The sequence below is a fragment of the Aeromonas sp. YN13HZO-058 genome (assembly GCF_001921245.1).
GTDB lineage: Bacteria > Pseudomonadota > Gammaproteobacteria > Enterobacterales > Aeromonadaceae > Aeromonas > Aeromonas allosaccharophila.
In genome coordinates this window covers 114,000-137,702 of the sequence record NZ_MQSY01000041.1, presented here as the reverse complement: position 1 = coordinate 137,702, position 23,703 = coordinate 114,000, and the positions used below count along the sequence as shown (strand labels likewise).

Sequence of the window (23,703 nt, the reverse complement as noted above, 5' to 3'; positions counted from 1 at the left end):
GCTGGGGTATCCATGATGGTAGACCTCAAGGTGATGGCCTACTTCAAGCTTAGCCCTTCAACACGTAATTGGGACAGCGCCTTGTGAAAGCGAGGGGGGGAGAACAATGAGGTCATTGCAACAGTGATTCGGTCAGTCATATCACTCTTGCGAATGCGCAACAATACGACAGGCCCCAACCTGTGGGGCCTGCTTTACGTGGCCGGTTGGCCATCGGCAATCAACTGCTGGTCGCTGCGTCATCGGCCTGATAGACGGGGTAGTCGGTCAGCCCCTTCTCGCCGCCGCCAAACAGGGTGGCCGGATCGTGGGGGGCCAGTGGATAGCCGTGGCGCAGCCGGTTCGGCAGATCCGGGTTGGCGACGAAGGGGCGGCCAAAGCCAATCATGTCGGCCCAGCCCGCTTCGAGGGCGGCGCGCGCACGATCACCATCATATTTACCGGCATAGATCAGGGTGTTGGGGAAGGCATCCCGCAGACCCTGCTTGAAGTTCTCCGGCATCAGGGGGGCATCGTCCCAATCCGCTTCGGCAATGTGCAGGTAGGTGACATTGAGCTGGCCCAGCAGGCGGGCTGCGGCCAGATAGGTCTCCTGCGGGTTGGCATCGACGGTGCCGTTGAGGGTGGTGAGCGGCGCAAGACGCACCCCAACCCGATCGGCGCCGATTTCGCTGCAGACAGCCTCGGTCACCTCTTTGAGAAAACGCAGCCGGTTTTCCAGCGAGCCGCCGTAACGGTCGGTGCGGGCGTTGGATTCGGAGTCGAGGAACTGGTTGATCAGATAACCGTTGGCGGCGTGCAGCTCGATACCGTCAAAACCGGCGCTGATGGCGTTGCGGGCCGCCTGACGGAACTGGCTGATCACTGCATCGATATCGGCTTGAGTCATGGCGCGCGGGGTGACGGTCTCGACAAAGCCGGGCGCATCGCTGCCGTTATCGACGAACACCTTGACGCCTGTGGCCGCAATCGCTGACGAGGAGATGGGTTGGGCGCCGCCGATGTTGTCCGGATGGGTGACCCGGCCGACGTGCCAGAGCTGGGCGAAGATGGTGCCCCCCTTGGCGTGCACGGCATCGGTCACCCCCTTCCAGCCAGCGATCTGCTCGGCGCTGTAGATGCCCGGCGTCCAGGCGTAGCCCTTGCCCATGGGGTCGATCTGGGTGCCTTCGCTGATGATCAGGCCCGCTTCGGCGCGCTGAGCGTAGTAGCTGGCCATCATGGCGTTGGCCACATCACCCGGCTGACTGGCACGGGAGCGGGTCATGGGGGGCATGACGATGCGGTTGGCAAGGTGCAGCTGGCCGAGGCGCAGCGGGCAGAACAGGTGATCGTGGCTCATCTTGAGTTCCTCATGGTGGAAGTGAGGCCACTCTATGCCGGTATCTTGTTGTGAAAAAGAGGGGTAATTGCACAAGAGAATTGCGCTTGATGCAGCAATCAGCGCAAACCGCCGAGAGAGGCGGCGTTGAGGCATAAAGTTGAAGCATAAAAAAGAGGGCCGTCTGGCCCTCTTCAGTTTTACCGGTGGCAGGCTCAAGCTGTGCCCGGCATCACTTTCACCCGTTCGATACGCCGCTCACTCACCTCGATCACCTCGAAGTTGAGCTGCTGCAGTTGCAGCTGCTGGCCCGGGGTGGGCAGGGTGCCGAAGTGGGAGAGCAGCATGCCCGCCAAGGTCACGTATTCGTCGCTCTCGCTCACCAGCCCCTCGTGCTCCAGCACCTGCTCCACGTGGTGGATGTTGGTGCTGCCGTTGATCAGCCACCCTTCGCCATCGCGCACGATATCCGGGGTTTCGTCCTCGTCCGGCAGTTCGCCGACGATGGCCTCCAGCAGATCGTGGGTGGTGACCAGCCCCTGAATGACGCCAAACTCGTCGGAGACCAGAATGAGGCTCCCCTTGGCTTTGCGCAGCTCCGCCAGCAGCCGGATCACGTTGATGGTCTGCGGCACGATAATGGGGTCGTTCTGCTTGGCCAGTTCGCTTAAGGATTGCCCTTCATTCAAGGCAAACAGCAGGTCGCGCGCCTTGAGCACCCCGATCACCTCGTCCAGATCCCCGTCACAGATGGGAAACAGGCTGTGGGGCTCGCGCTGCAGCAGGGCGCGGATCTCGTCGCTGGAGTCGTTGATATCGATCCAGGCCATCTCGGAGCGCGGGGTCATGATAGTGCGAATGGATCGCTCGGCCAGCGACAACACGCCGGTCACCATGTAGCGCTCCTCCTCGCCAAAGCTCAGCGGCGCAGGCGCCGGTGCGTCCAGATCGTCATCCGGCTGATCCTGATAGGCCTTGCTGCCCATCAGCTTGAAGATGGCAGCAGTGGTGCGCTCGCGCAGCGGCTGTTTGGATTCGTGGCGCTCGGCGCTGCGCTGGGCCAGCTGGTTGAAAAACTCGATCAGCACCGAGAAGCCGATGGCCGCATAGAGGTAGCCCTTCGGAATGTGGAAGCCGAACCCTTCCGCCACCAGGCTGAAGCCGATCATCAGCAGGAAGCTCAGGCAGAGCACCACCACGGTCGGGTGGGCGTTGACGAAGCGGGTCAGCGGTTTGGAGGCGAGCACCATCACCACCATAGCGATGGTCACGGCGGCCATCATGACGCCCAGGTGTTCCACCATGCCGACGGCGGTGATGATGGAGTCGAGCGAGAAGACCGCATCGAGCACCAGGATCTGGGCGATCACCACCCCGAAACTGGTGTAGGCACCGACCGGGCCATCATCCTGGGGTTTGGCCTCCAGCCGCTCATGCAGCTCGGAGGTGGCCTTGAACAGCAGGAACAGGCCGCCTCCCATCAGGATCAGGTCCCGACCGGAGAAGGGGTGATCCCACAGGTGCAAAATAGGGGTGGTCAGGGTGACCAGCCATGACATGACGCTCAAGAGCCCAAGTCGCATCAGCAGGGCCAGCGACAGGCCGATGACGCGCGCCTTGTCCCGTTGGGCGGGGGGCAGTTTTTTCACCAGAATGGCGATAAAGACCAAGTTGTCGATCCCCAGCACGATTTCCAGAATGATCAGGGTAAACAGACCAATCCAGATATGGGGATCCAGCAGCAATTCCATTGTATGACCTCAATAAAAACAGACAGAGCAAACAGTGATCACGGCGCGCGATGGCCGCAGTAACAGCAAGGCAAAGGTGTTATTCAGAGGCGCTGATGAAGCAGATAAAGATAGGCTTTGACAGAAAGGGACGAAGGGCAACTTCGGGGATTGTCCATGATGGGCAATAAAACCTCGGGTAAAAAATGAGCCCTGATGATAACGATTGGCGCCAATTTGGCAAGTGCCGCATCAACGGGGCGTGATGGGACTGCGCTGAGACAGGGGGAGGCGGCCGCGCCGCGCTCCCCCGTGCGGCCGTTACAACCAGCGTTTTTCGCGGGTGAAGCAGACCGAGAGCCAGGCATCTCCCAGGGTATCGCCGAGGCGAGACCAGAGCTCATGGCGCAGGGCATCCTGCCGTTCGACCGGCCAATCCTGATCCGGTGCCACCAGAATGTTCAATTCCAGATCGAAGCGGCGACCGCTTTTCGCCAGATGGCTGTAGCACTCGAAGCCATAACGCTGGCGCAGCGTCTCGATTTCCCGCTCGACGTGCTGTGACACATCGCCCTTGGGGGCAATTTTGAATACTTCCCGCAGGTTTCTGCTCAGCACCTTGATGGGAATGAGGGTGGCACAGAGGGCCAGCAGCGAGACCAGCACCGGGTCTATGTAACGGTTGTATTGGCCGTGGCCGATGGCATCCAGACCAATGGCGACCAGAAAACCGACCAGCAGGGTGGCACTTAAAATGGTATCGACCAGCCACTCCTCGGAGTCAACCCGCACCAGTTCGGAGTTGAACTGCTTGGCCAAGCGGGCTTCGACCAGATAAAGCAGCGAACAGAGGAAGGTGGAAATGGCCGCACAGATGAGGGCGTGACCGAGGTTGATCTCGCGGCCACCCTCCAGCAGGGTGGTGATGCCGTTATAGAGTGCCCCCAGGCAGAGCAGCAAGATGATGAGGCCGTTGATCACGTTGGCAATGGGTTCGAAGTGGGCGTAGCCGTACTGGAAGCGCTCATCGTAGGGACGGGTAACGAAATAGGCCGTGACCAGACCCAGACCTGTCATGCCCATGCTGAACAGGCTGAAAATACCGTCGAGCATGATGGCGTGGGAGCCGACCAGCAGACCGTAGCCAATACCGAAGATGGCAAAGGCGATGCTGCCGACTAGTGACAGGGTGAGCGCCTGCTTCTCGGTGGTGATAAGCGTACTGATAACATGGCTGGGGTGAGCCATAAAAGTCCTCCTTTCAAATGGTGAATATTGCCAAGCGCAAGCGGTTTTCTAGCTGATATACTGCCCGCTCACATGTGAGCGGACTGGCCTGATTGCCATTGACAGGCGGCCAGTCGTAGTCGCCGGCGTGCCGGCATCAAGCAAAGGATGGGAACAAGGATTCATGATCCCGAGACTCGATTACCAGGACAGTTTGTCACCCGCAACCCTGCAGTTTCTTGAGTTGCTAGAGCGCAGCGCATTTCGTGGTGATATCGAAAAGTCTTATGCAAGCCGGTTGGCGATGGCGACGGATAACAGCGTCTATCAGGTAGTACCTCAGGCGGTTCTCTATCCGCGCAGTGCGGACGACATAGCAGCAATGCTCAAGCTGGCCGCAGAGCCGGCGTTCGCTTCCTTGAGTTTTTTCCCTCGTGGTGGCGGTACCGGCACCAATGGTCAGTCATTGGGCGGCGGCATTATCGTCGATCTCTCCCGTTATATGAACCAGATCATGGAAATTAATCTGGAGGAGGGGTGGGTGCGCGCCCAGGCCGGGGTGGTGAAAGACCAGCTCAACGCCTGGCTCAAGCCTCACGGCTACTTCTTCTCGCCAGATCTCTCCACCTCCAACCGCGCCACCTTAGGGGGCATGATCAACACCGATGCCTCGGGGCAGGGGTCTCTGGTCTACGGCAAAACCTCGGATCACGTGCTGGGGCTCAAGGCGGTGCTGGAGAACGGTGACATCATGGTCACCGAGCCGGTCAATGGCTCCCGTCTTGAGGACAAGCTGGCGCTGGATAATCGGGAAGGGGAGATCTATCGCACTCTCTATCGCATCGGCAAAGAGCGCCGCGCCGACATCGAGGCGACGTTCCCCAAGCTCAACCGCTTTCTGACCGGTTACGATCTCAAGCACCTCTATCAACCCGACAGCGACACGCTGGATGTGAGCCGGGTGCTGTGCGGCTCGGAAGGATCCTTGGGCTTTATCACCGAAGCCAGACTCAACATCACACCGATCCCGCGCTACCGCACGCTGGTCAACGTCAAGTACGACAGCTTCCCCTCGGCCCTGCGCAACGCCCCCTTTATGGTGCAGGCACAGGCCCTGTCGGTGGAGACGGTGGACTCCCGGGTGCTGGGACTGGCCCGCGCCGACATCATCTGGCATTCGGTGAAAGAACTTATTCAAGATGTGCCCGGCAAGGATCTGCAGGGACTCAACATCGTCGAGTTTGCTGACACCGACGAGGCAGAACACAAGGCCAAGGTGGCGGAGCTCTGTCGCCGTATCGATACGCTGCTGGCCAAGGGCGAGGCGGGGATCATCGGTTATCAGGTGTGTGACCACCTGCCGAGCATCGAGACCATCTACACCATGCGCAAGAAGTCGGTGGGGCTGCTGGGCAATGCCGAAGGGCGCAAGAAGCCGGTGGCCTTCACCGAAGATACCGCCGTGCCGCCCGAATCCCTGGCCGATTTCATCATGGAGTTTCGCGCCCTGCTCGATGCCCACGGCCTCGACTACGGCATGTTTGGCCACGTCGATGCCGGTGTGCTGCACGTGCGTCCGGCGCTCGACTTGTGCGATCCGGAGCAGGAAGTGCTGCTGCGCCGTATCTCCGATCAGGTGGTGGCGCTCACCGCCAAATATGGCGGCCTGATGTGGGGGGAGCACGGCAAGGGTTTTCGCTCCGAATACAGCCCTGCCTTCTTTGGCGAGCTGTGGGAAGAGCTGCAGCGGGTCAAGGGGGCGTTCGACCCGGCCAACCGTATCAACCCGGGCAAGATCTGTATCCCCTATGGCAGTGGCGCCGAGCTGGTGTCGGTGGATGGCCCCAAGCGCGGCAAGTATGACCGTCAGATCCCGCTCGCCGTGCGCACCAGCTACACCCGCGCCATGGATTGCAACGGCAACGGTCTCTGCTTCACCTTCGAGACCGACTCCCCCATGTGCCCCTCGGTCAAGATCAGCCGCGATCGCCGCCACTCCCCCAAGGGGCGGGCGGGCCTGATGCGCGAATGGCTGCGTCAGCTGGCGGAGCAGGGCTTCGATCCGCTGGCGGAAGAGGTGGCGCTGCAATCCGGTGGCGTGCGTTTCAAACAGCTGGTGGACAAGGTGCGCAACAGCTGGGCCAAACAGCGTGGCGAATATGATTTCTCCCACGAGGTGATGGAGGCGATGGCGGGCTGTCTGGCCTGCAAGGCGTGCACCAGCCAGTGCCCGATCAAGGTGGATGTGCCCGATTTTCGCGCCCGCTTTATGCAGCTCTATCACGGCCGCTACCTGCGCGCGCCGAAGGATTACTTTGTCGGCACCGTCGAAAGCTATGCGCCGCTGCTCGCCAAAGCACCGAAACTGGTCAACTTCTTCCTCGAAAAAGAGTGGGCCCAGAAGGCGACCGAGAAGAGCATCGGTATGGTGGATGTGCCGCTGCTCTCGGTGCCGACTCTGGCCGAGAGCCTGCACGACAACCGCGCCCGCTATTTTGATCTGCCGGGACTGGAGCGGATGAGCGCCGAGCAGCGCAAGCAGGTGGTGCTCATCGTGCAGGATCCCTTCACCAGTTACTACGATGCCCCCGTGGTGCGCGACTTGGTGAAACTTGCCAGCAAGCTTGGGTTCCAGCCCTATCTGCTGCCCTTTAAACCGAACGGCAAACCCCAGCATATCAAGGGGTTCCTGCGCGCCTTTGCCCGCACTGCCGCCAACAGCGCCCAGTTCCTCAACAAGGTGGCGGCGCTCGGCATCTCCATGGTGGGGGTGGATCCGGCCATGGTGCTCTGCTATCGCGACGAGTATGCCAAGGCGCTGGGGTCGGCCCGCGGTGATTTTCAGGTGTTGCTACCACAGGAGTGGTTGCTGTCGCTGCCGGCAGATCAGCTGCCTGTTAGCGCCGACAAGGCAAAGAGCGGGGAGGGGAGCGAACCCGAGCCCTGGTATCTGTTTGCCCACTGCACCGAGAAGACCGCCCAGCCATCGACTCATGGCGACTGGAGCACCCTGTTTGGCCGTTTCGGGGCCAGCTTGCAGCCGATATCGGTCGGTTGCTGCGGCATGGCGGGCACCTATGGTCACGACGTCAAACAGGTGGAGAACTCCAAGGGGATCTATGGGCTGAGCTGGGCCGAACCTCTCGCCCGCCTGCCCAAAGGGCGCTGTCTGGCGACCGGTTATTCGTGCCGCAGTCAGGTCAAGCGAATGGAGGGGGAAAAACTCAAACATCCATTGCAAGCCCTGCTGGAGCTGCTCTGATGCTGCGTTTTCCCAAGCGGTTTCGGGTGCCGCAGGCCTATCGGCACCCGTGTTTCTTGTTGCTGCCCGCCACCCCCGCTCAGGCGGTGGTGGAGTTTGTCGCCATGTTGCGCGAGCGTGAGCAGCTCCATCAGCTGTTTCGCCCTAACGATATCTGGCCCTCCGCCAACTTCAGCCTGAGCCAGCACGAAGGGGATCTGGAGTGGCAGCAGTCGGAGTTTCTGGCCAAGCGCTCCTTTGCCTATGGCCTCTGGAGCCCGGATCGGGAGCCGCAATTCTGGGGTGGGGTTTATCTCTACCCCTCGGTGCTGCCGGAGGTGGCGGTGGAGCTCTTCTTCTGGAAGGTGGCCGAGGCGCCCATCACGGACGAGGAGCTGGAAACGCAGCTGCGCGACTGGCTCGCCAGGGTGTGGCAGTGGCCGGAACCCCGTCTGCCGGGGCGAGAGGTGCCGTGGGCCGAGTGGCCCGGAGTCACCTATCCCTGGTGACGCAAGGTGGTTGCCAGGATGCCCCGATCAGGGCATCTTTTTTTCTTTGTCTTTTTCGCCGACACTGCTCGCGTTCAACCCATTGATTACATAAGGAGTCTGCTCGCCATGAGTCAAGAAAACGCCCCCATCTGGCGCAAGCCCATCAGTCTGGAGGGGCTCAACGCCACCTCTCGCAACACCCTGATGGCCCATCTCGACATCGTCTATACCGGCTTTGGCCCGGATTGGCTGGAAGCGACCATGCCGGTGGATCACCGTACCCACCAGCCCCTTGGCATGCTCCACGGTGGCGCATCGGTAGTATTGGCCGAAACCCTGGGATCACTGGCAGCCAATATGGCGGTGGGGCCAGATAGCTACTGCGTGGGACTGGAGGTGAATGCCAACCATCTGCGGGCCAAGCGGGAAGGGGTGGTGACCGGTCGTTGCGCGCCGCTGCATCTGGGGGCGACGACTCAGGTGTGGCAGATTGAAATTCGGGACGAACGGGGACGTTTATTGTGTACCAGCCGACTGACGATGGCGGTGCTCAAACACAAGCGGGGCAAGGACTCCAGCGAGGAGTGACCTGCAATAACGCACCAGTAGTGAAAAATAAGCAAGCCATAGTCGCAAGATCCCTCTATAATTGCCAACGTCTTGAGAGGCTTATCACATTTTTCAAGACAGCAGAACAAAGTGGCGCTATAATCGCCGCCTTTTTGCTATTCCGCGGTGCTTAGCCGCCTGCCTTAATCTGGAAGAATCTATGTCTGATACCGAACAACTGCCCCTTTTTAGTGAGCTTGGACTGGCCGCGCCTGTATTGAAAGCGCTGCAAGACGTGGGCTATGAGCGCCCGTCACCGATCCAGGCCGCAGCAATTCCCCACCTGATGGCGGGACACGATCTGCTGGGGCAGGCGCAAACCGGTACAGGGAAGACCGCTGCTTTTGCCTTGCCTCTGTTGTCTCGTCTGGAAGCTGGTAACCGCAACACTCAGGTTTTGGTGCTGGCTCCGACCCGTGAACTGGCCCTGCAGGTTGCCGAGGCGTGCCAACGTTACGCCAAGCACATGCCTGACTTCCACGTCCTGCCGATCTACGGCGGCTCCTCTTACGAAACCCAGACCCGCGCCCTGCGTCGCGGTGCCCAGGTTGTCGTCGGTACCCCGGGTCGTGTGATGGATCTGATCCGTCGCAAGAACCTGGACCTCTCCGGCCTGAAAGCCCTGGTACTGGACGAAGCCGATGAAATGCTGCGTATGGGCTTCATCGACGACGTGGACTGGATCATGGAGCAGTGCCCGGCCACCCGTCAGGTTGCCCTGTTCTCCGCTACCATGCCGGACCAGATCCGTCGCGTTGCCCAGAAACACCTGAAGCAGCCGAAAGAGATCAAGATCATCACCAAGACGTCCACTGCACCGACCATCCGCCAGCGTTACTGGCAGGTAACCGGTCTGCACAAGCTGGACGCCATGACCCGTCTGCTGGAAGTCGAACCGTACGAAGCCGTACTGGTCTTCGTGCGCACCAAGAATGCAGCCGAAGAGCTGGCTGGCAAACTGGCCGCTCGTGGCCACGCCTGTGAAGCGCTGCACGGTGACATCCCGCAGAAACTGCGTGAGCGTACCGTTGACAAGCTGCGTCAAGGCCAGCTGGACATCCTGATCGCCACCGACGTCGTCGCTCGTGGTCTGGATGTTGAGCGTATCACTCACGTAGTGAACTACGACATTCCGTACGACACCGAATCCTACGTACACCGTATCGGCCGTACCGGTCGTGCCGGTCGTAAAGGTGAAGCCATCCTGTTCGTAGCTCCCCGTGAGCGTCGCATGCTGCGCGCCATCGAGCACGCTACTCGTCAGGCCATCGAGCCGATGAAGATGCCGAGCACCGAGGACATCAACCAGCACCGCCTGACCAAGTTCAAAGAGCGCATCCGGGAAACCATGATGGGTGAAGAGCTTGAGATCTATGTGAACCTGGTTAATGAGCTGATCGAAGAAGATTCTGCCGATCCGCTGGAGCTGGCTGCCGCACTGGCCAAGCTGGTACAGGGCGACCAACCGCTGCTGCTGGATGACTCCATCCCAGATCCGCTGCTGAATGCCAGCAACGATCGTGGTGGTCGTGATTTCGACCGTCGTGACGGTGGCCGCGATTTCGGTGCCCGTGACTTCGGCGACCGTGGTGATCGTCCTGCCCGTCGCATGCCGTCCCTCGAACCGCGTCCGCTGAAAGACAACCCGGATGTGGAGATGGAGCGTTACCGCGTAGACGTGGGTGCCCATCACGGCGTCAAGCCGGGCCAGATTGTTGGCGCCATCGCCAACGAAGCGAACATCGAGAGCCGTTTCATCGGCAACATCGACATCGCCGATGACTTCTCCACCGTCGATCTGCCGAAAGGCATGACCGCCGATGTACTGGAAGTGATCAAGAAAGCCCGTGTTTGCCAGCGTCCGCTGCAGATCACTCGCTACACCGAAGTGCCGGCCGGCAGCAACACTGCTCCCCGTCCTCCGCGCAGCGATCGCCCCTTCAACAAGGAGCGTCCTTTCAACAAGGATCGCCGTCCCCAGGGTGACCGCCCGTTCAACAAGAGCGGTGAGCGCCGTGAAGGTGGCTTCAACAAAGATCGCAAATTCAGTGGCAAGCGTCGCGAAAGCTGATTGCTGACCCCGTTATGAAGAAGGCCGCTCATTGAGCGGCCTTTTTTTGTGTCTGCGATAGGGGCTGTGCAGTCAGTTTGCCTGTGTTGGGGGCCAGCTCCCTGTTCCACAAGCCAAGTTGAGAGCCAAAGGGACATGAATATTTTCCGATGCGGTTGCGACAGTCGGAGCGTAGATGCCATGCTTTTGGTGGCATTCGGGTACAGCCTGATGCAGGTTGACTGTTGTGGTGAGCTGGTTGCAGCAACATTGTTTTGCATTGTGACTTTGCCGTTTCCATGTCGGTGGGCAGAGTGAAACCAATAAAACAAACAGTACGATACGGAGGTTTATCATGGGTGGATGGCTTGGCAGGATGCTGCTGTTATCCGGCTGTCTCGTTTCTGGCATGGTGTTGGCTGATGGGCCCTTCCTCAAAATAAAAGAGGATGGCTGTTGCAATGGTACGGGGGAGGTCGTACTGACCCGGGCCGAGTTTGAGGCCTTGCCTCAGACAGAGGTCAAGACCCAGACCCCCTGGACCGAGGGGGACCACACCTATCGTGGTGTGCTGCTGCGAGATCTGGTCAAGATTTACGATCTCAAGAGTGCGGAGGTCAAGGCGGTCGCCATCAATGACTACTGGGCGGCGGTGCCGCTGGAAGATGGAGATAAATACTCGGTACTGCTGGCCGAGAAGCAGGATGGCAAAGCGTTGACCCTGCGCAACAGGGGGCCGCTCTGGGTCATCTATCCCCTCTCTGATCACCCGGAGCTGAACAAGGAGCTCTATCACAGCCGGATGGTGTGGCAGCTGACAGCGATCGAGAGCAAATAAGATGCTGCGCGGCAAGTTTCTGAGCTTGATCCTGATGGTGACTACTTTTTTGGGGGTCGCCATCTGGTCGGTCTGGAACTATGACCGTGCTTTTAATGCCGTGACCCGCTATACCCAGCTCTCCGCTTGGGCGTTGGCTCAGCTGGAGCTGGAGATCCATGGCTTTGATAAGGCACTTTCTCTCTATCGTACCGGTTCGACCAGTCAGGAAGAGATGAACAAGCGCTTTGATATTGCCTGGAACCGGCTCGATGTCTTCCTGCACGGGGAGGAGGCCAAGCCGGTGAGAACCCGCTTTGGGGCTGAACAGGCAGCAGGCAAGATCATGACTCTGTTCGAGAAGTATGAGCAGGCAGTGGTCAGCGGAGAGCGAGATTCAACAGAGCTTGCCCGTTTAGCCGAGGAGCTGGCTCGGGATCTGGCAGCGATCCGCAATGTGATGGTGAAAAACTTCACCGGCCCTTCCGCCATAGCCCAGCGGGAGGTGCTCAATTCGTCGCGTACCCAGAACTTCTTCATTCTGGCCTTCTTGATGTTGGCGACCGTGGTGATGCTGCTGATGCTGTTTCGCGAAGTGCGCCACCAGTATTTTCTTGCGTGGAATGATGCGCTAACCCGCTTGCCGAACCGGGCCTCTCTGATCAAACACCTCAAGCATCTGACAGGACATAAAGGGCGACCTAGCAGAGTGACTGTCTGTCTGGTGGATCTTGGCCATTTCAGGGAGGTAAATGACAGCTTGGGATACGAGGTGGGAGATGCATTGCTGACGCAACTGGCCGAGCGGATCCGCGCGGTATCGGTTGACGGTATCTTTGCCGCCCGCACCGGTAGCGATGAGTTTGCCATCATTATTTCCGGGGTCATGCCCACCTATCTGCGCTTTCCATTTCTGGAACAGCTGCGCAATGAGCTTGCCGGGCTCGCCTTGGCGACCGACCCCGCCCACCGGGTACGGGTCTTTATGGGGATCAGCCAGTACGTGCGACCGGTGCATACGCCGGAGGAGATGCTGCTGTTTGCCGACATCGCCCTCGACAGCGCCAAGCGCAAGCGGCTGAATCACTACGTGGTCTTCTCCAGCAGTATGTATCAGCACTATCTGCGCAACCGCCGCTTGTCGACCGAGCTGCGCGAATTGATCCAGCACCCCGACGATTTGCAGCTGAGCCTCTATTACCAGCCCATTGTCCGTGGTCAAGGTTCGGTGCGACTGGGGGCCGAGGTGCTGATCCGCTGGAATCACCCGGAGTACGGTTTTATTCCGCCACTCGATATCATTTCGCTGGCGGAAGAGAACGGGCTGGGGGAGGCGCTCGGGTTATGGATCTTCCGGCGCTTGCAGCATGATCTTGCCACTTTCCCTAGCGACTTGATTGAGCCGCTGGAGATCTCGGTCAACCTCTCCAGCTCCATGTTCAATATGGGGTTGGCAGCCCAGCTGGAAGAGAACATGAAAGATGGACCGCTAAGCCTGCAACAGCTGATCGTCGAGCTGACCGAAACCATTGCTCTGGATGATATCGAGCTGAGCAAGCAGATCATCGACACCCTGCGTCAGATCGGAGTGCGGGTGGCCCTCGATGATTTCGGCACCGGCTGGTCATCGTTCTCCTACTTGCGGGAACTCTATTTCGACAAGCTCAAGATAGACCGCTCATTTATCACTGCCATCGACAACGATACCCGTCAGGCCCTGTTCGTCGAGGCGATCACTAGTCTCTCTCATCAACTCGGTGTGCGGGTGGTGGCGGAAGGGGTGGAAAACAACGATGAGCTGAAGGCGGTGCTGAGCATCGGGGTGGATGAAATTCAGGGCTATTTCTACTCGAGACCCTTGCCGATGCAGGCTTTTTTGCTGTTCTGCCATCGCTACTTTATCAATCGGAGCATCATGCAGGAGGTGGCGCTGGGTTAGCGAGTGATTCCTTTTCACTGTCACCACAAGCTACCGTGCTGTTGTTTCTCTAGCCGAATCAATGAAGAAGGCGACCATCAGGTCGCCTTCTTGTTGTGCATGGTGAGGTGCTCTGGTCGCAGCCAGCGGGGCTATCAGAGCACCATGGCGGCAATCCAGCCGAAGATCACCAGCGGGATGTTGTAGTGAATAAAGGTGGGTACCACGCTGTCCCAGATATGGTCGTGCTGACCATCGGCGTTGAGGCCGGAGGTCGGGCCCAGAGTCGAGTCGGAGGCAGGTGAACCGGCATCCCCCAGCGCGCCTGCGGTACCGACCAGCGCGATGATCGCCATCGGTGAGAAGCCAAGCTGCAGACAGAGTGGCACATAGATGGTGGCGATGATGGGCACGGTGGAGAAGGAAGAACCGATCCCCATGGTGATCAGCAGGCCCACCAGCAGCATCAGAAAGGCGGCGATGCCCTTGTTCTGGCCGATGCCGGAGGCGACCACCTGAACCAGCGTATCGACGCCGTGGGTTGCCTTCATCACGGCAGCAAAGCCGGCGGCGGAGATCATGATGAAGCCGATCAGCGACATCATGCGCACCCCCTGGGTGAAGGCATCCTGGCTTTCGCGAAATTTGATGACGCCACCGCAGGTAAAGATGACAAAACCGGCCAGCGCACCCAGCACGATGCTGTTGGTCATCAGTTGCAGCCCCAGTGCCACGCCAATGGCCAGCAGAGCGACCCAGATGTGGGTGAGATTGAGTTCAACGGTCTCAGGCTCCGCATCCAGGATCTTGGCGAGATCGTACTGGCGCGGTTTGCGATAGCTGATGAACACTGCGATCAGCAGGCCCAGCAACATACCGGCGACCGGAATGGCCATCGCCAGCGGGATTTGGTTGGTGGTGATGGGCACGCCGTTATCGATCAGGTTCTTGGCCAGAATGTTGTTCAGGAAGATGCCACCAAAGCCGACCGGCAGCACCATATAGGTGGCGGTCAGGCCAAAGGTGATGACACAGGCAACCTGACGACGGTCGATCTGCATCTGCGCCATCACATGCAGCAGCGGCGGGATCAGGATGGGAATAAAGGCGATATGAACCGGGATCAGGTTCTGGGACGAGATGGCCACGGCCAGCACGGAACAGAGCAGCAGGGTCTTGACCCACATGATGCGGGTCGAGCTGGCATCCTTGCCCAGCTGGCTGATCACCTTGCGGGCCAGCAGGTCGGTGATCCCGGAGCGGGAGATGGCAACCGCAAAGGCACCCAGCATGGCGTAGGAGAGGGCAATCTCGGCGCCACCGCCCAGGCCACCGCTGAAGGTGGTGAGGGTATCGGTCAACGACAGCCCGCCAACCAGGCCGCCAGCAATGGCCCCCAGCGCCAGCGAGACCACCACATTGATCCGCAGCAGACTGAGCACCAGCATCAGCCCGACTGCGATAACAACTGGATTCATTTGATTTCCTTATAGTTTGTTATTGCTGTCTGTCATGTGAAGGGGAGTTAGTTTGCGAAAAATGTGACAAATGTCGAGAAAAAAATCAGTCAACCCCCTCATATCGCAGCAGCATCTGGCACAAGGTTGATCAACATGAGGATTTGTGGCCGGTTTGTCTCCGTGCATTGTGCGCAGCGGTTGATCGTGACGTTGATAGTGCTTTCTTGTGCGCCGAGCGTTCAATCACGCCCCCGAAAACAACGAAGGCTGCCTGTGGCAGCCTTCATCCGTTTATGCCTGCACGTCGTCATCGGCAGGGGTATCCGGCGTGTCGTCATCCGGATGCGCTGGCGGCCAGCCACCCATGCTCTTCCAGCGGTTGACGATATGACAGAACAGCTCGGTGGTGCGCTCGGTGTCATAGAGGGCAGAGTGCGCCTCTTTATTGTCAAACGGGATGCGGGCGCTCTGACACGCTTTGGCCAGCACCGTTTGACCCAGCGCCAGCCCGGAGAGGGCAGCGGTGTCGAAGGTGGCAAACGGGTGGAACGGATTGCGCTTGAGGCCAGCCCGTTCGGCGGCGGCCATCACGAAGCCGTGATCGAAGGTGGCGTTGTGGGCCACTATGATGGCGCGGCCGCAATCCTGTTCCTTCATCCCCTTGCGGATCCCCTTGAAGATCTCGGTCAGTGCCTCTTTTTCCGAGACAGCGCCTCGCAACGGGTTGTAAGGATCAATGCCGGTGAACTCCAGCGCGGCCTTTTCCAGGTTGGCCCCTTCGAAGGGCTCGACATGAAAGTGGAACACCTGGTCGGGAACGAGCCAGCCCTGCTCATCCATTTTCAGGGTGTAAGCCGCGATTTCGAGCAAAGCATCGGTCTTGGCGTTGAACCCGGCTGTTTCAACATCGATGACGACGGGGTAAAAACCACGGAAACGGCCCTTGAGGGTATGAACTGCGTCGGTCATGGGATCTCGGTCGGGATAAAATGAGGCGGCATTATGGCAAAAAAGCACAGGCTTGTCCTCCCATCCCACGCAGGAAGCCTCTGCAAGATGGCGCTGGATTCAATATCTGTGCAGCCACCAGCGGGCGGCGATCAGCGCCGTGACAGTGCCAAGCAGGGCGCTGGTCAGCACATCCATCGGCCAGTGCATCCCCATCACCATGCGCGACAGGCCAATCCCCAGCGCCCACAGCGGTAGCAGCCAGACCCCCGTGGGGGCGCGGGCCAGCCAGATCAGACCGAAAAACTGGGCCAGGCTGATGGCGGCGATGCTGTGGCCAGAGGGGAAGGCGTAATTCACCTCCTTTTGCCAGTGGTGACCGAGCCACTCGGGCAGGGCCAGCAACTGGCTGGCGGCGTGAACCTGTTCGCTGCGTACCTCGACGCTACTGGCGTAGAAGCTCTTGATGGCCGGGATCAGCGCCTGACTCTCCAGCCAGAGCAGGTAGGGTCTGGGCTCCTCGGTCAGGTGCTTGATCAGGCTCTTGAGCACCCAGTCGCTGGCAAGCAGGGCCGCCAGTGCACACCCCAGCGCAATGAAGGGGGCCCACTCCAGTTTCAGTTTGTAGCGGCTCAGCAGCAGCAAGAGGGCGCCACTGACACCGATCCCGGGAATATCGACCATGCGGGTGAGGGCGTATGACCACCATAGCCAGCCAGCTTGCAGCGAGCCGGTCAGAAACGGTTGCCAGGGCAGCGTGGCGAGTAGCAGCAGGGGCAGGATCAACAGGGCACTGAATCCGAGCACCTGACTGCGGGTGAGTGAGGCGGTTGACGCTGGGAGCGACGGGGCGTGTTGCGGCATGGTGGGTATGGGCGATCGCGAAAAAGAGGGGCATTGTGCCACCGTGACATGCCCGGACAAAGCCGAGCAGTCAGTTTGTTACCTCTGCTTACACATTTGTGGCGACATCCTCTGTTTGAATGGGCGGATGGGGCGGTCGCCGCGCAATGTGGCCCCCTTTCGCGCCGGATTGCATCACAGGCTGAAATCTCGGGCGGCTTTGCGCTAGAATGGCGCCCCCGTGGCGGTTGTGACCAAAGAGAGCCCGATGAAGATAGTCGTTGATGAGAATATGCCCCATGCCGTGGAGCTGTTTGCCGAATTTGGCGAAGTGATCCCCTTGCCCGGACGCCAGATGCAGGCCCGCGATCTGCTGGATGCCGATGTGTTGCTGGTGCGTTCGGTCACCCGCGTCAACGGCGATTTGCTGGCGACCAGCCCGAAACTCGGGTTTGTCGGCACCGCAACCATCGGCACCGACCATGTGGACAAGGCGCTGCTGGCGAGCCGCAATATTCCCTTCTTCAGCGCCCCCGGTTGCAACAAGTATTCGGTGGGAGATTATGTGCTCTCCGCCCTGCTGGTGCTGGCTGAGCGTTACGAACTCGACCTATCGGCTATGACACTGGCGGTGATTGGCGCGGGCAATACCGGCGAGTGCGTGGCTGGCAAGGCCCAAGCGCTCGGCATGAAGGTGCTGCGCTGTGATCCGCCCAGAGCGCGGGATAATCCCGCCGGCGGTTTTGTCGATTACAACACTGCGCTTAAGGCTGACATCGTCAGCTTCCACGTGCCCATCACCCGCGAAGGGCAGGATGCCACCTACCATCTGCTGGATGCCGAGCAGATTGCCGCCCGTCCTGCCGGGCAGATCCTGATCAACGCCTCCCGTGGCGAGGTGTGGGATAACCGGGCGCTGCTGGCGCGTCAGTTGGGCGATGCGCCATTGCGACTGGTGATGGATGTGTGGGAGAGCGAGCCCGAGCCACTGGCGGATCTGGTGCCCCATACCGAGATTGCCACCCCCCATATCGCCGGTTACAGCCTGGAGGGGAAGGCGCGCGGCACCTGGATGCTCTATCAGGCGCTCTGCCAGCAGCTGGGGCGCGAGCCTCGTCAGGATTTGAGTCGGCTGTTGCCTGCCCCCGATGTGCAGGCGGTGGTGCCGGGCCGCGCGCCGGATCAGGCGCTGATCAAGCAGCTGGTGCATCTGGTCTATGATGTGCGCCGCGATGATGCCCGTTTTCGGGCCCGACTCGGCCTGCCCGGCAGCTTTGACGAGCAGCGCAAACACTATCCCGAGCGCCGTGAACTATCCTCCCTGCAGATCGATGGGCTGTTTGCCATCCAAGAGCTGGGCGCGTTGGGATTTGCGCTGTCACGCCCCTGAACGGGGGCAAATTGTTGGAAGATAACCGGAAGGGGTGAGCCGCGCTGGCCACACCGACCCCATTTTTTACTGAGCTGGCGCAGATGCTACTGCGCCAGCTTAGCCATATCAGGCAGCGTCATCTCGCAGCGCGAGAGCCTGCCGACCATGGCGCCAGCCGGTGCCATTGCAGCATTATCAGAGGAGAACAGAATGAGCCAGCAGTTTAACGTAGCGGTATTGGGTGCCAGCGGCGCCGTGGGTCAGGCAATGATCGAGATCCTGGAAGAACGCGAATTTCCGGTGGCGACCCTCTATCCGCTGGCTTCCAGCCGCAGCGCCGGTGATACCGTGCGTTTTGGCGGCAAGAACCTCGAGATCCTCGATGTGGAGGAGTTTGACTGGAGCCAGGTGCAGATCGCGCTGTTCTCCGCCGGTGCCGAGGTCTCTGCCAAGTGGGCGCCGATTGCTGCCGAGCACGGCTGCATCGTCATCGACAACACCTCCTGCTTCCGTTATGACGAAGATATCCCGCTGGTGATCCCGGAAGTGAACCCGGACGCGCTGGCCGATTTTCGCAATCGCAACATCATCGCCAACCCCAACTGCTCCACCATCCAGATGCTGGTGGCCCTGAAGCCGCTGCACGATGAAGTGGGGATCGCCCGCATCAACGTGGCCACTTATCAATCCGTGTCAGGCTCGGGTAAAGAAGGGGTCAGCGAGCTGGCAGGCCAGACCGCGCAGCTGCTCAACGGTCGCCCGGTGGAACCGACCATCTATCCGCAACAGATCGCCTTTAACCTGATCCCGCAGATCGACAGCTTCACCGATAACGGCTACACCCGTGAAGAGATGAAGATGGTGTGGGAAACCCAGAAGATCCTGGGCGATGCCAGCATCGCCGTGAACCCCACCTGTGTGCGGGTGCCGGTCTTCTACGGCCACGCCGAGGCGGTACACGTTGAACTGCACCAGCCGCTCGATGCCGAACAGGTCAAGGATTTGTTGCGCAATGCGCCGGGTGTGACCCTGTTTGATGACGAAGGGGATTATCCGACCCCGGTGCGTGACGCAACCGGCAAGGATGAGGTGCTGGTCGGTCGGGTGCGCCAGGATATTTCTCATCCAAGTGGTATCAATATGTGGATCGTGGCCGATAACGTTCGTAAGGGCGCGGCAACCAACAGTGTACAGATTGCCGAGCTGCTGGTTCGCGACTATCTGTAAAGCTGGACGATGCCACCGATGCGCAGCAGGGAGTGCTGCGCATCCGGCCGGTGAGCACTCTGGGGTGTGACCCATGCCGCACTCCGCCACTTCAAGATTCTGTTGCGATATCAACTGATTAAGTTTTTTCCTACACTCAGAGTCAAGTTGGGTGCTAAATGTGTCGGACTGCTGGCTTGCTAGGCGAGCCTGATTTATATTGAACCGACTGTTTTGGGGTAACTATCCAGATTTTTCAATGCGATAGGGCCGTCATACGAAGGAACGAATATGGGACATTCCCGCATAACATTGGCAACGCTACTCGCATTGGGTCTGCTGGGCACCGTCCAGGCTGAAGACTCGGCGCGGGAGCCTTTTTTTGTCGAGCTAAAAGGCCCTGACGAACCTGCACCTCCCGCCGTCAATTCCCAGCCGCTGGCGCAACCGGTCGCCAGACCCGTGGCGCAGCCGGTGCGCGCAACCGCCGAGCCGGTGGTGCGTCAGGCCACGGCCAATGCCGGTAGCTATGGCCCTGTTCGTCCGACCGATACCCTCTGGAGTCTGGCGAGCAAATATCGCCCCTCTACGAGTGTCAGCGTCTACCAGACCATGGTGGCGATTTACGAGAAAAACCCCCGCAGTTTTGCCGATGGCAATATCAACCACATTCTGGTTGGTTCCCGCATTCTGCTGCCGACCGTGGCCGAGGCGAGTGTCATCACCGATGCCCAGGCGCGCGCCAAATTCCGCAGCGACAACGCCAGCTGGAAAGGGCTGAGCCCCAAATATCTGGCCAACAAGCAGGCCCACACGGCCAAACCGGTTGCCGCCAAACCGGCGAAGGTTGAGGCGGCCAAGTCCGAGCCGGTGAAAGCCGCTCCGGCACCGCTGCCGGTGGCGAAAGCCGCACCCATTCCTGCGCCTGTTGTGGCACCGCAACCGGCTGCTGAAACCAAAGAAGTGGCCAAGGTGAGCGAGCCCGCGCCGAAAGAGGCTGTGGCTCCCGCGCCTGTACCAAGCGCCGCAGAAGGCACCACACCGGCGCCTTTGCCTTCCGATCTGGATAAACCGGTCGGCAAACCGGCCACCGAGATGGCGCTGGCACTGGAAGATGCCAATGCTCAGCTCGGCCAGGTGACCGAAATGAACCACAGGCTCAAGCTGCGCCTGCAATCGCTGACCGAAGAGGTGGAGATCCTCAAGGCCCAGCTGCAGGATCAGACTGCGCTGCAAAAAGAGATTGCCGAGCTCAAAGCCCAGCCGGTTCCGCCGGTGGTCGCTGCGCCCGAGCCCAAGCAAAATTGGCTGATGGATCTGCTCGCCTCACCGCTCAACCTCGCGATGATCATCTTGCTGCCGGTGTTGCTGGTGCTGGCACTGGTGACCCTGTGGCTGCGGGCCCGTGCCCGTCGCGAGCTGGAAGAGCAGGAGAAGAGCCTCTCCGAATCCACCGCCATGATGATGGATCAGGAGCAGAGCGAATTTGATGATCTGCTGAGCGTCGATGTGACCGACAATGAGCCGGTGCGCCCGGTACCGGATCTCAACACCCCCGATGGCTTCATGCCGGTTGAACCGGACAAGCCGGACCTGGATCTGGTGTTCAGCGACGATGGCGAAATGGATCTGCAAGGCTTCGAGCCGGAGCGGATGGCGGCCCAGCCAGCCAGTCGTGACCCGGATCTGGTGCCGGATCTCGATCTCTCGCTGGATGAGCCCATTGCGCTGGCCAACGAACCCGCCATGGATCTGGCCAGCGAGTTCAATCCCAAGCCCAAGGCCGCTGATGAAGTCATGAGTGAAGAGGAGCTGCAGGCAGCCCTGTTTGCCGAGCTGGATGCGGATCTCTCTGCCGACCTCGAGCCCGATTTGAACTCCATTGACGAAGTCGGCGCCGCTGACGACGATCTGGCCAGCTTCGATCTCGGCGAGTTCGAAAATGCCTTCGACGAGCCCGCGGCTGGCAAAGATGACAATGCCATTGATCTCAGTGCCGACGAGAGTGCCGATGCGATGCTGGCTGAGCTCGGTCTTGAGCCGGCCAAGGCGAAGGAAGCCGAGCTGGATCTGGAGTGGGATCCCAACGAGCTGGCGCTCTCCGATTTCGAGGATGCGTTCGCCGAGGTGGAATCTCATCCGGCCGATGTGCAGCCCCGTGAGCAAGCGCAGGAGAGCGGCTACGTCGAGATCGACAAGCTGCTGGCCGAGGCCGATGCCAGCACCACTGAGCAGGAGCCTTATCAGGGCTTCTCGCTGGATGTGGGGCTCGATGGCTTCCCCGAGGTGCTGCCGGAATCCACCGGGTTTGATGTGGATGCCGACGACGGCGGTGTGGGTGCCAAGCTGGATCTGGCCCGAGCCTACCTCGAGATTGATGACAAGGATAGCGCTCGCGAGCTGCTGCAAGAGGCGGCAGAGCAGGGCAGCGATCACCAGCGCGCCGAAGCCGAGAAGTTGCTCAAGCGGTTGGGCTAAATCAATGCCCATCACGGGATCAGCAAAACGGGGGCAGCCAGTGGCTGCCCTCTTCTTTTGGCGAGTTGCGATGGGGTGAGGGTGGCCATGCAGGCTGACCATCCAGGCCAATTGCGCGCGTGGTGGGACTTTTCGGGCTGAGCGCGTATAATCCGCCCCGTTTCTTTCACTGCGTTTTCACAACAAGACAAGCTTATCCATGCGAATTGCCCTAGGTATTGAATATGACGGCAGCCGGTATTTCGGCTGGCAGCGTCAGCGTGAAGTGATCAGCGTGCAGGCTGAACTGGAGACGGCTCTGAGCCGGATTGCCAACCACCCTGTCTCCATCCAGTGTGCCGGACGCACCGATGCCGGTGTCCATGCCACCGGCCAGGTGATCCACTTCGATACCGAGGCGAACCGCGCCGAGGGCGCCTGGACCCTGGGGCTCAATTCCAACCTGCCGCCGGATATCGCCGTGCGCTGGGTCAAGCAGGTAGACGAGAGCTTCCACGCCCGCTTCAGCGCCACCGCCCGTCGCTACCGCTATGTCATCTACAACCACAACTACCGGCCGGCGATCCTCGGCAGTGGCGTCAGCCACTACCACGAGACTATCGATGCCGAGCTGATGCACCAGGCGGGCCAGAGCCTGCTGGGGGAGCATGACTTCAGCACCTTCCGTGCCGTCGCCTGCCAATCCAACACCCCGTGGCGCAATGTGACCCATCTGTGCGTCAGCCGCTCCGGCCCCTACATAGTGCTCGACATCAAGGCCAACGCCTTCCTGCACCACATGGTGCGCAACATCACCGGCTCCCTGCTGCTGGTGGGGCAGGGGCTCAAACCGGTGGAGTGGATTGCCGAGGTGCTGGCCGCCCGGGATCGCAATCTGGCCGGGCCGACCGCCAAGGCCGGTGGCCTCTATCTGGTCGACGTGGATTACCCGGCCGAGTTTGCTCTGCCGCAGTTGCCGCTCGGCCCGCTGTGGCTGCCGGACTCGGCACCGGGTACGACCAGTTTTTAGTAACTGCGCCCGAAAAATTGTGGTTTAATGACCCGTCATTTGTTGCCATCGAGCTAGTAAGTCATTGAACAATCTAGGCTCGATGCGTTTTGTCAGGCACAAAAGCATTAAGGAATTCCATGAGCTGGCTTGAGAAGATTCTTCCCAAGAGCAAGATCACTGCGCCCCGTCGTCACAACATTCCGGAAGGGGTGTGGACCAAGTGCAGTGCTTGTGAACAGGTGCTCTACCGGGCAGAGTTGGAGCGCAACCTCGAAGTGTGCCCCAAGTGTGATCATCATATGCGTATCAGCGCCCGCGCCCGTCTCGAGAGCTTCCTCGATGAGCAGGGTCGTACCGAGATCGGTGCCGAGCTGGAGCCGCAGGATGTACTGAAATTCAAGGATGCCAAGCGCTACAAGGATCGTTTGTCCGCCGCTCAGAAAGCGACGGCTGAGAAAGATGCGCTGGTGGTGATGAAAGGGACCCTCAAAGGGGTACCGGTTGTCGCCTGTTCGTTCGAATTCTCCTTTATCGGTGGTTCCATGGGGTCCGTGGTCGGTGCCCGCTTCGTGCGCGCCGTTGAGGAGTGCATCAAGGAAGGCCGTGGTCTGGTCTGCTTCTCCACCTCAGGTGGTGCGCGCATGCAGGAGTCACTCTTCTCCCTGATGCAAATGGCCAAGACCAGTGCGGCGCTCGATCAGCTCACCAAGGCGGGCCTGCCCTATGTCTCCGTGCTGACCGACCCGACCCTTGGCGGCGTCTCCGCCAGTCTGGCGATGCTGGGTGACATCAACGTGGGCGAGCCCAAGGCGCTGATCGGCTTTGCCGGCCCGCGTGTTATCGAGCAGACCGTGCGCGAGAAGCTGCCGGAAGGCTTCCAGCGCTCCGAGTTTCTGCTGGAAAAGGGTGCCATCGATATCATCATCGATCGCCGCGAAATGCGTAACCGTCTGGCCAGCCTGCTCGCCAAAATGCTGAATACTCACGTCATCGAAGAGTGA

The 23,703-nt window shown here is 60.1% G+C and carries 17 protein-coding genes; 11 read left to right on the top strand and 6 right to left on the bottom strand.

Translation table 11 applies throughout. From position 1 onward, the window contains the following. Positions 1-220 precede the first annotated feature (220 nt). From BSP75_RS10085 to BSP75_RS10075, 3 genes are all read right to left on the bottom strand, one after another. Positions 221-1,342, bottom strand: coding sequence for an alkene reductase (locus tag BSP75_RS10085; protein ID WP_075113066.1), 1,122 nt, complete (start codon positions 1,340-1,342; stop codon positions 221-223). A 194-nt stretch (positions 1,343-1,536) separates the two neighbouring features. Then, the gene (locus BSP75_RS10080) at positions 1,537-3,072 is read right to left on the bottom strand and encodes a TerC family protein (protein WP_075113065.1); all 1,536 of its coding nucleotides are present in this window, start codon (positions 3,070-3,072) and stop codon (positions 1,537-1,539) included. Between the two features lie 300 nt (positions 3,073-3,372). Beyond that, positions 3,373-4,299 carry a cation diffusion facilitator family transporter gene (locus tag BSP75_RS10075; RefSeq protein WP_042059343.1) on the bottom strand — a complete coding sequence of 309 codons (927 nt, stop codon included), beginning with the start codon at positions 4,297-4,299 and terminating at the stop codon, positions 3,373-3,375. 163 nt (positions 4,300-4,462) lie between these two features. On the opposite strand from BSP75_RS10075, the gene BSP75_RS10070 reads away from it, so the two are divergent. From BSP75_RS10070 to BSP75_RS10045, 6 genes are all read left to right on the top strand, one after another. Further along, positions 4,463-7,540 carry an FAD-binding and (Fe-S)-binding domain-containing protein gene (locus BSP75_RS10070; RefSeq protein ID WP_075113064.1) on the top strand — a complete coding sequence of 1,026 codons (3,078 nt, stop codon included), beginning with the start codon at positions 4,463-4,465 and terminating at the stop codon, positions 7,538-7,540. Continuing rightward, positions 7,540-8,028: a hypothetical protein gene (locus BSP75_RS10065; protein ID WP_075113063.1), complete on the top strand. Its 489-nt coding sequence runs from the start codon at positions 7,540-7,542 to the stop codon at positions 8,026-8,028. Before BSP75_RS10070 ends, BSP75_RS10065 begins: the two co-directional genes overlap by 1 nt. Positions 8,029-8,136: 108 nt before the next feature. Then, positions 8,137-8,598 carry a hotdog fold thioesterase gene (locus BSP75_RS10060; RefSeq protein ID WP_075113062.1) on the top strand — a complete coding sequence of 154 codons (462 nt, stop codon included), beginning with the start codon at positions 8,137-8,139 and terminating at the stop codon, positions 8,596-8,598. Between the two features lie 181 nt (positions 8,599-8,779). Continuing rightward, positions 8,780-10,690, top strand: coding sequence for a DEAD/DEAH box helicase (locus BSP75_RS10055; protein ID WP_042059352.1), 1,911 nt, complete (start codon positions 8,780-8,782; stop codon positions 10,688-10,690). Positions 10,691-11,024: 334 nt separating this feature from the next. Beyond that, on the top strand, positions 11,025-11,507 hold the full coding sequence (locus BSP75_RS10050) for a molybdopterin-dependent oxidoreductase (protein WP_075113061.1): 483 nt from the start codon (positions 11,025-11,027) through the stop codon (positions 11,505-11,507). A gap of 1 nt (position 11,508) precedes the next feature. Next, entirely contained in the window at positions 11,509-13,425 is a 1,917-nt protein-coding gene (locus tag BSP75_RS10045; RefSeq protein WP_075113060.1) for a bifunctional diguanylate cyclase/phosphodiesterase, read from the top strand. Between the two features lie 134 nt (positions 13,426-13,559). Here the strand turns inward: BSP75_RS10045 and BSP75_RS10040 are convergent, their stop codons facing one another. The 3 genes from BSP75_RS10040 to BSP75_RS10030 form a co-directional block, all read right to left on the bottom strand. Then, a complete protein-coding gene (locus tag BSP75_RS10040) occupies positions 13,560-14,882 on the bottom strand; it encodes a Na+/H+ antiporter family protein (protein ID WP_075113059.1) in 1,323 nt (440 codons plus the stop codon). A 273-nt stretch (positions 14,883-15,155) separates the two neighbouring features. Beyond that, the gene (gene rnt / locus BSP75_RS10035; protein WP_075113058.1) at positions 15,156-15,833 is read right to left on the bottom strand and encodes a ribonuclease T; all 678 of its coding nucleotides are present in this window, start codon (positions 15,831-15,833) and stop codon (positions 15,156-15,158) included. Between the two features lie 99 nt (positions 15,834-15,932). Beyond that, positions 15,933-16,676 carry a phosphatase PAP2 family protein gene (locus tag BSP75_RS10030; protein WP_075113057.1) on the bottom strand — a complete coding sequence of 248 codons (744 nt, stop codon included), beginning with the start codon at positions 16,674-16,676 and terminating at the stop codon, positions 15,933-15,935. A 247-nt stretch (positions 16,677-16,923) separates the two neighbouring features. On the opposite strand from BSP75_RS10030, the gene BSP75_RS10025 reads away from it, so the two are divergent. From BSP75_RS10025 to accD, 5 genes are all read left to right on the top strand, one after another. Next, a complete protein-coding gene (locus tag BSP75_RS10025; RefSeq protein ID WP_075113056.1) occupies positions 16,924-18,045 on the top strand; it encodes a 4-phosphoerythronate dehydrogenase in 1,122 nt (373 codons plus the stop codon). A gap of 192 nt (positions 18,046-18,237) precedes the next feature. Beyond that, positions 18,238-19,254 (top strand): aspartate-semialdehyde dehydrogenase, encoded by a 1,017-nt coding sequence (locus tag BSP75_RS10020; RefSeq protein ID WP_075113055.1) that lies wholly within the window; start codon positions 18,238-18,240, stop codon positions 19,252-19,254. 270 nt (positions 19,255-19,524) lie between these two features. After that, positions 19,525-21,711: a FimV/HubP family polar landmark protein gene (locus BSP75_RS10015; RefSeq protein WP_075113054.1), complete on the top strand. Its 2,187-nt coding sequence runs from the start codon at positions 19,525-19,527 to the stop codon at positions 21,709-21,711. A gap of 199 nt (positions 21,712-21,910) precedes the next feature. Continuing rightward, positions 21,911-22,720 carry a tRNA pseudouridine(38-40) synthase TruA gene (gene truA / locus BSP75_RS10010; RefSeq protein WP_075113053.1) on the top strand — a complete coding sequence of 270 codons (810 nt, stop codon included), beginning with the start codon at positions 21,911-21,913 and terminating at the stop codon, positions 22,718-22,720. 119 nt (positions 22,721-22,839) lie between these two features. Continuing rightward, positions 22,840-23,703: an acetyl-CoA carboxylase, carboxyltransferase subunit beta gene (gene accD / locus BSP75_RS10005; protein WP_058051685.1), complete on the top strand. Its 864-nt coding sequence runs from the start codon at positions 22,840-22,842 to the stop codon at positions 23,701-23,703.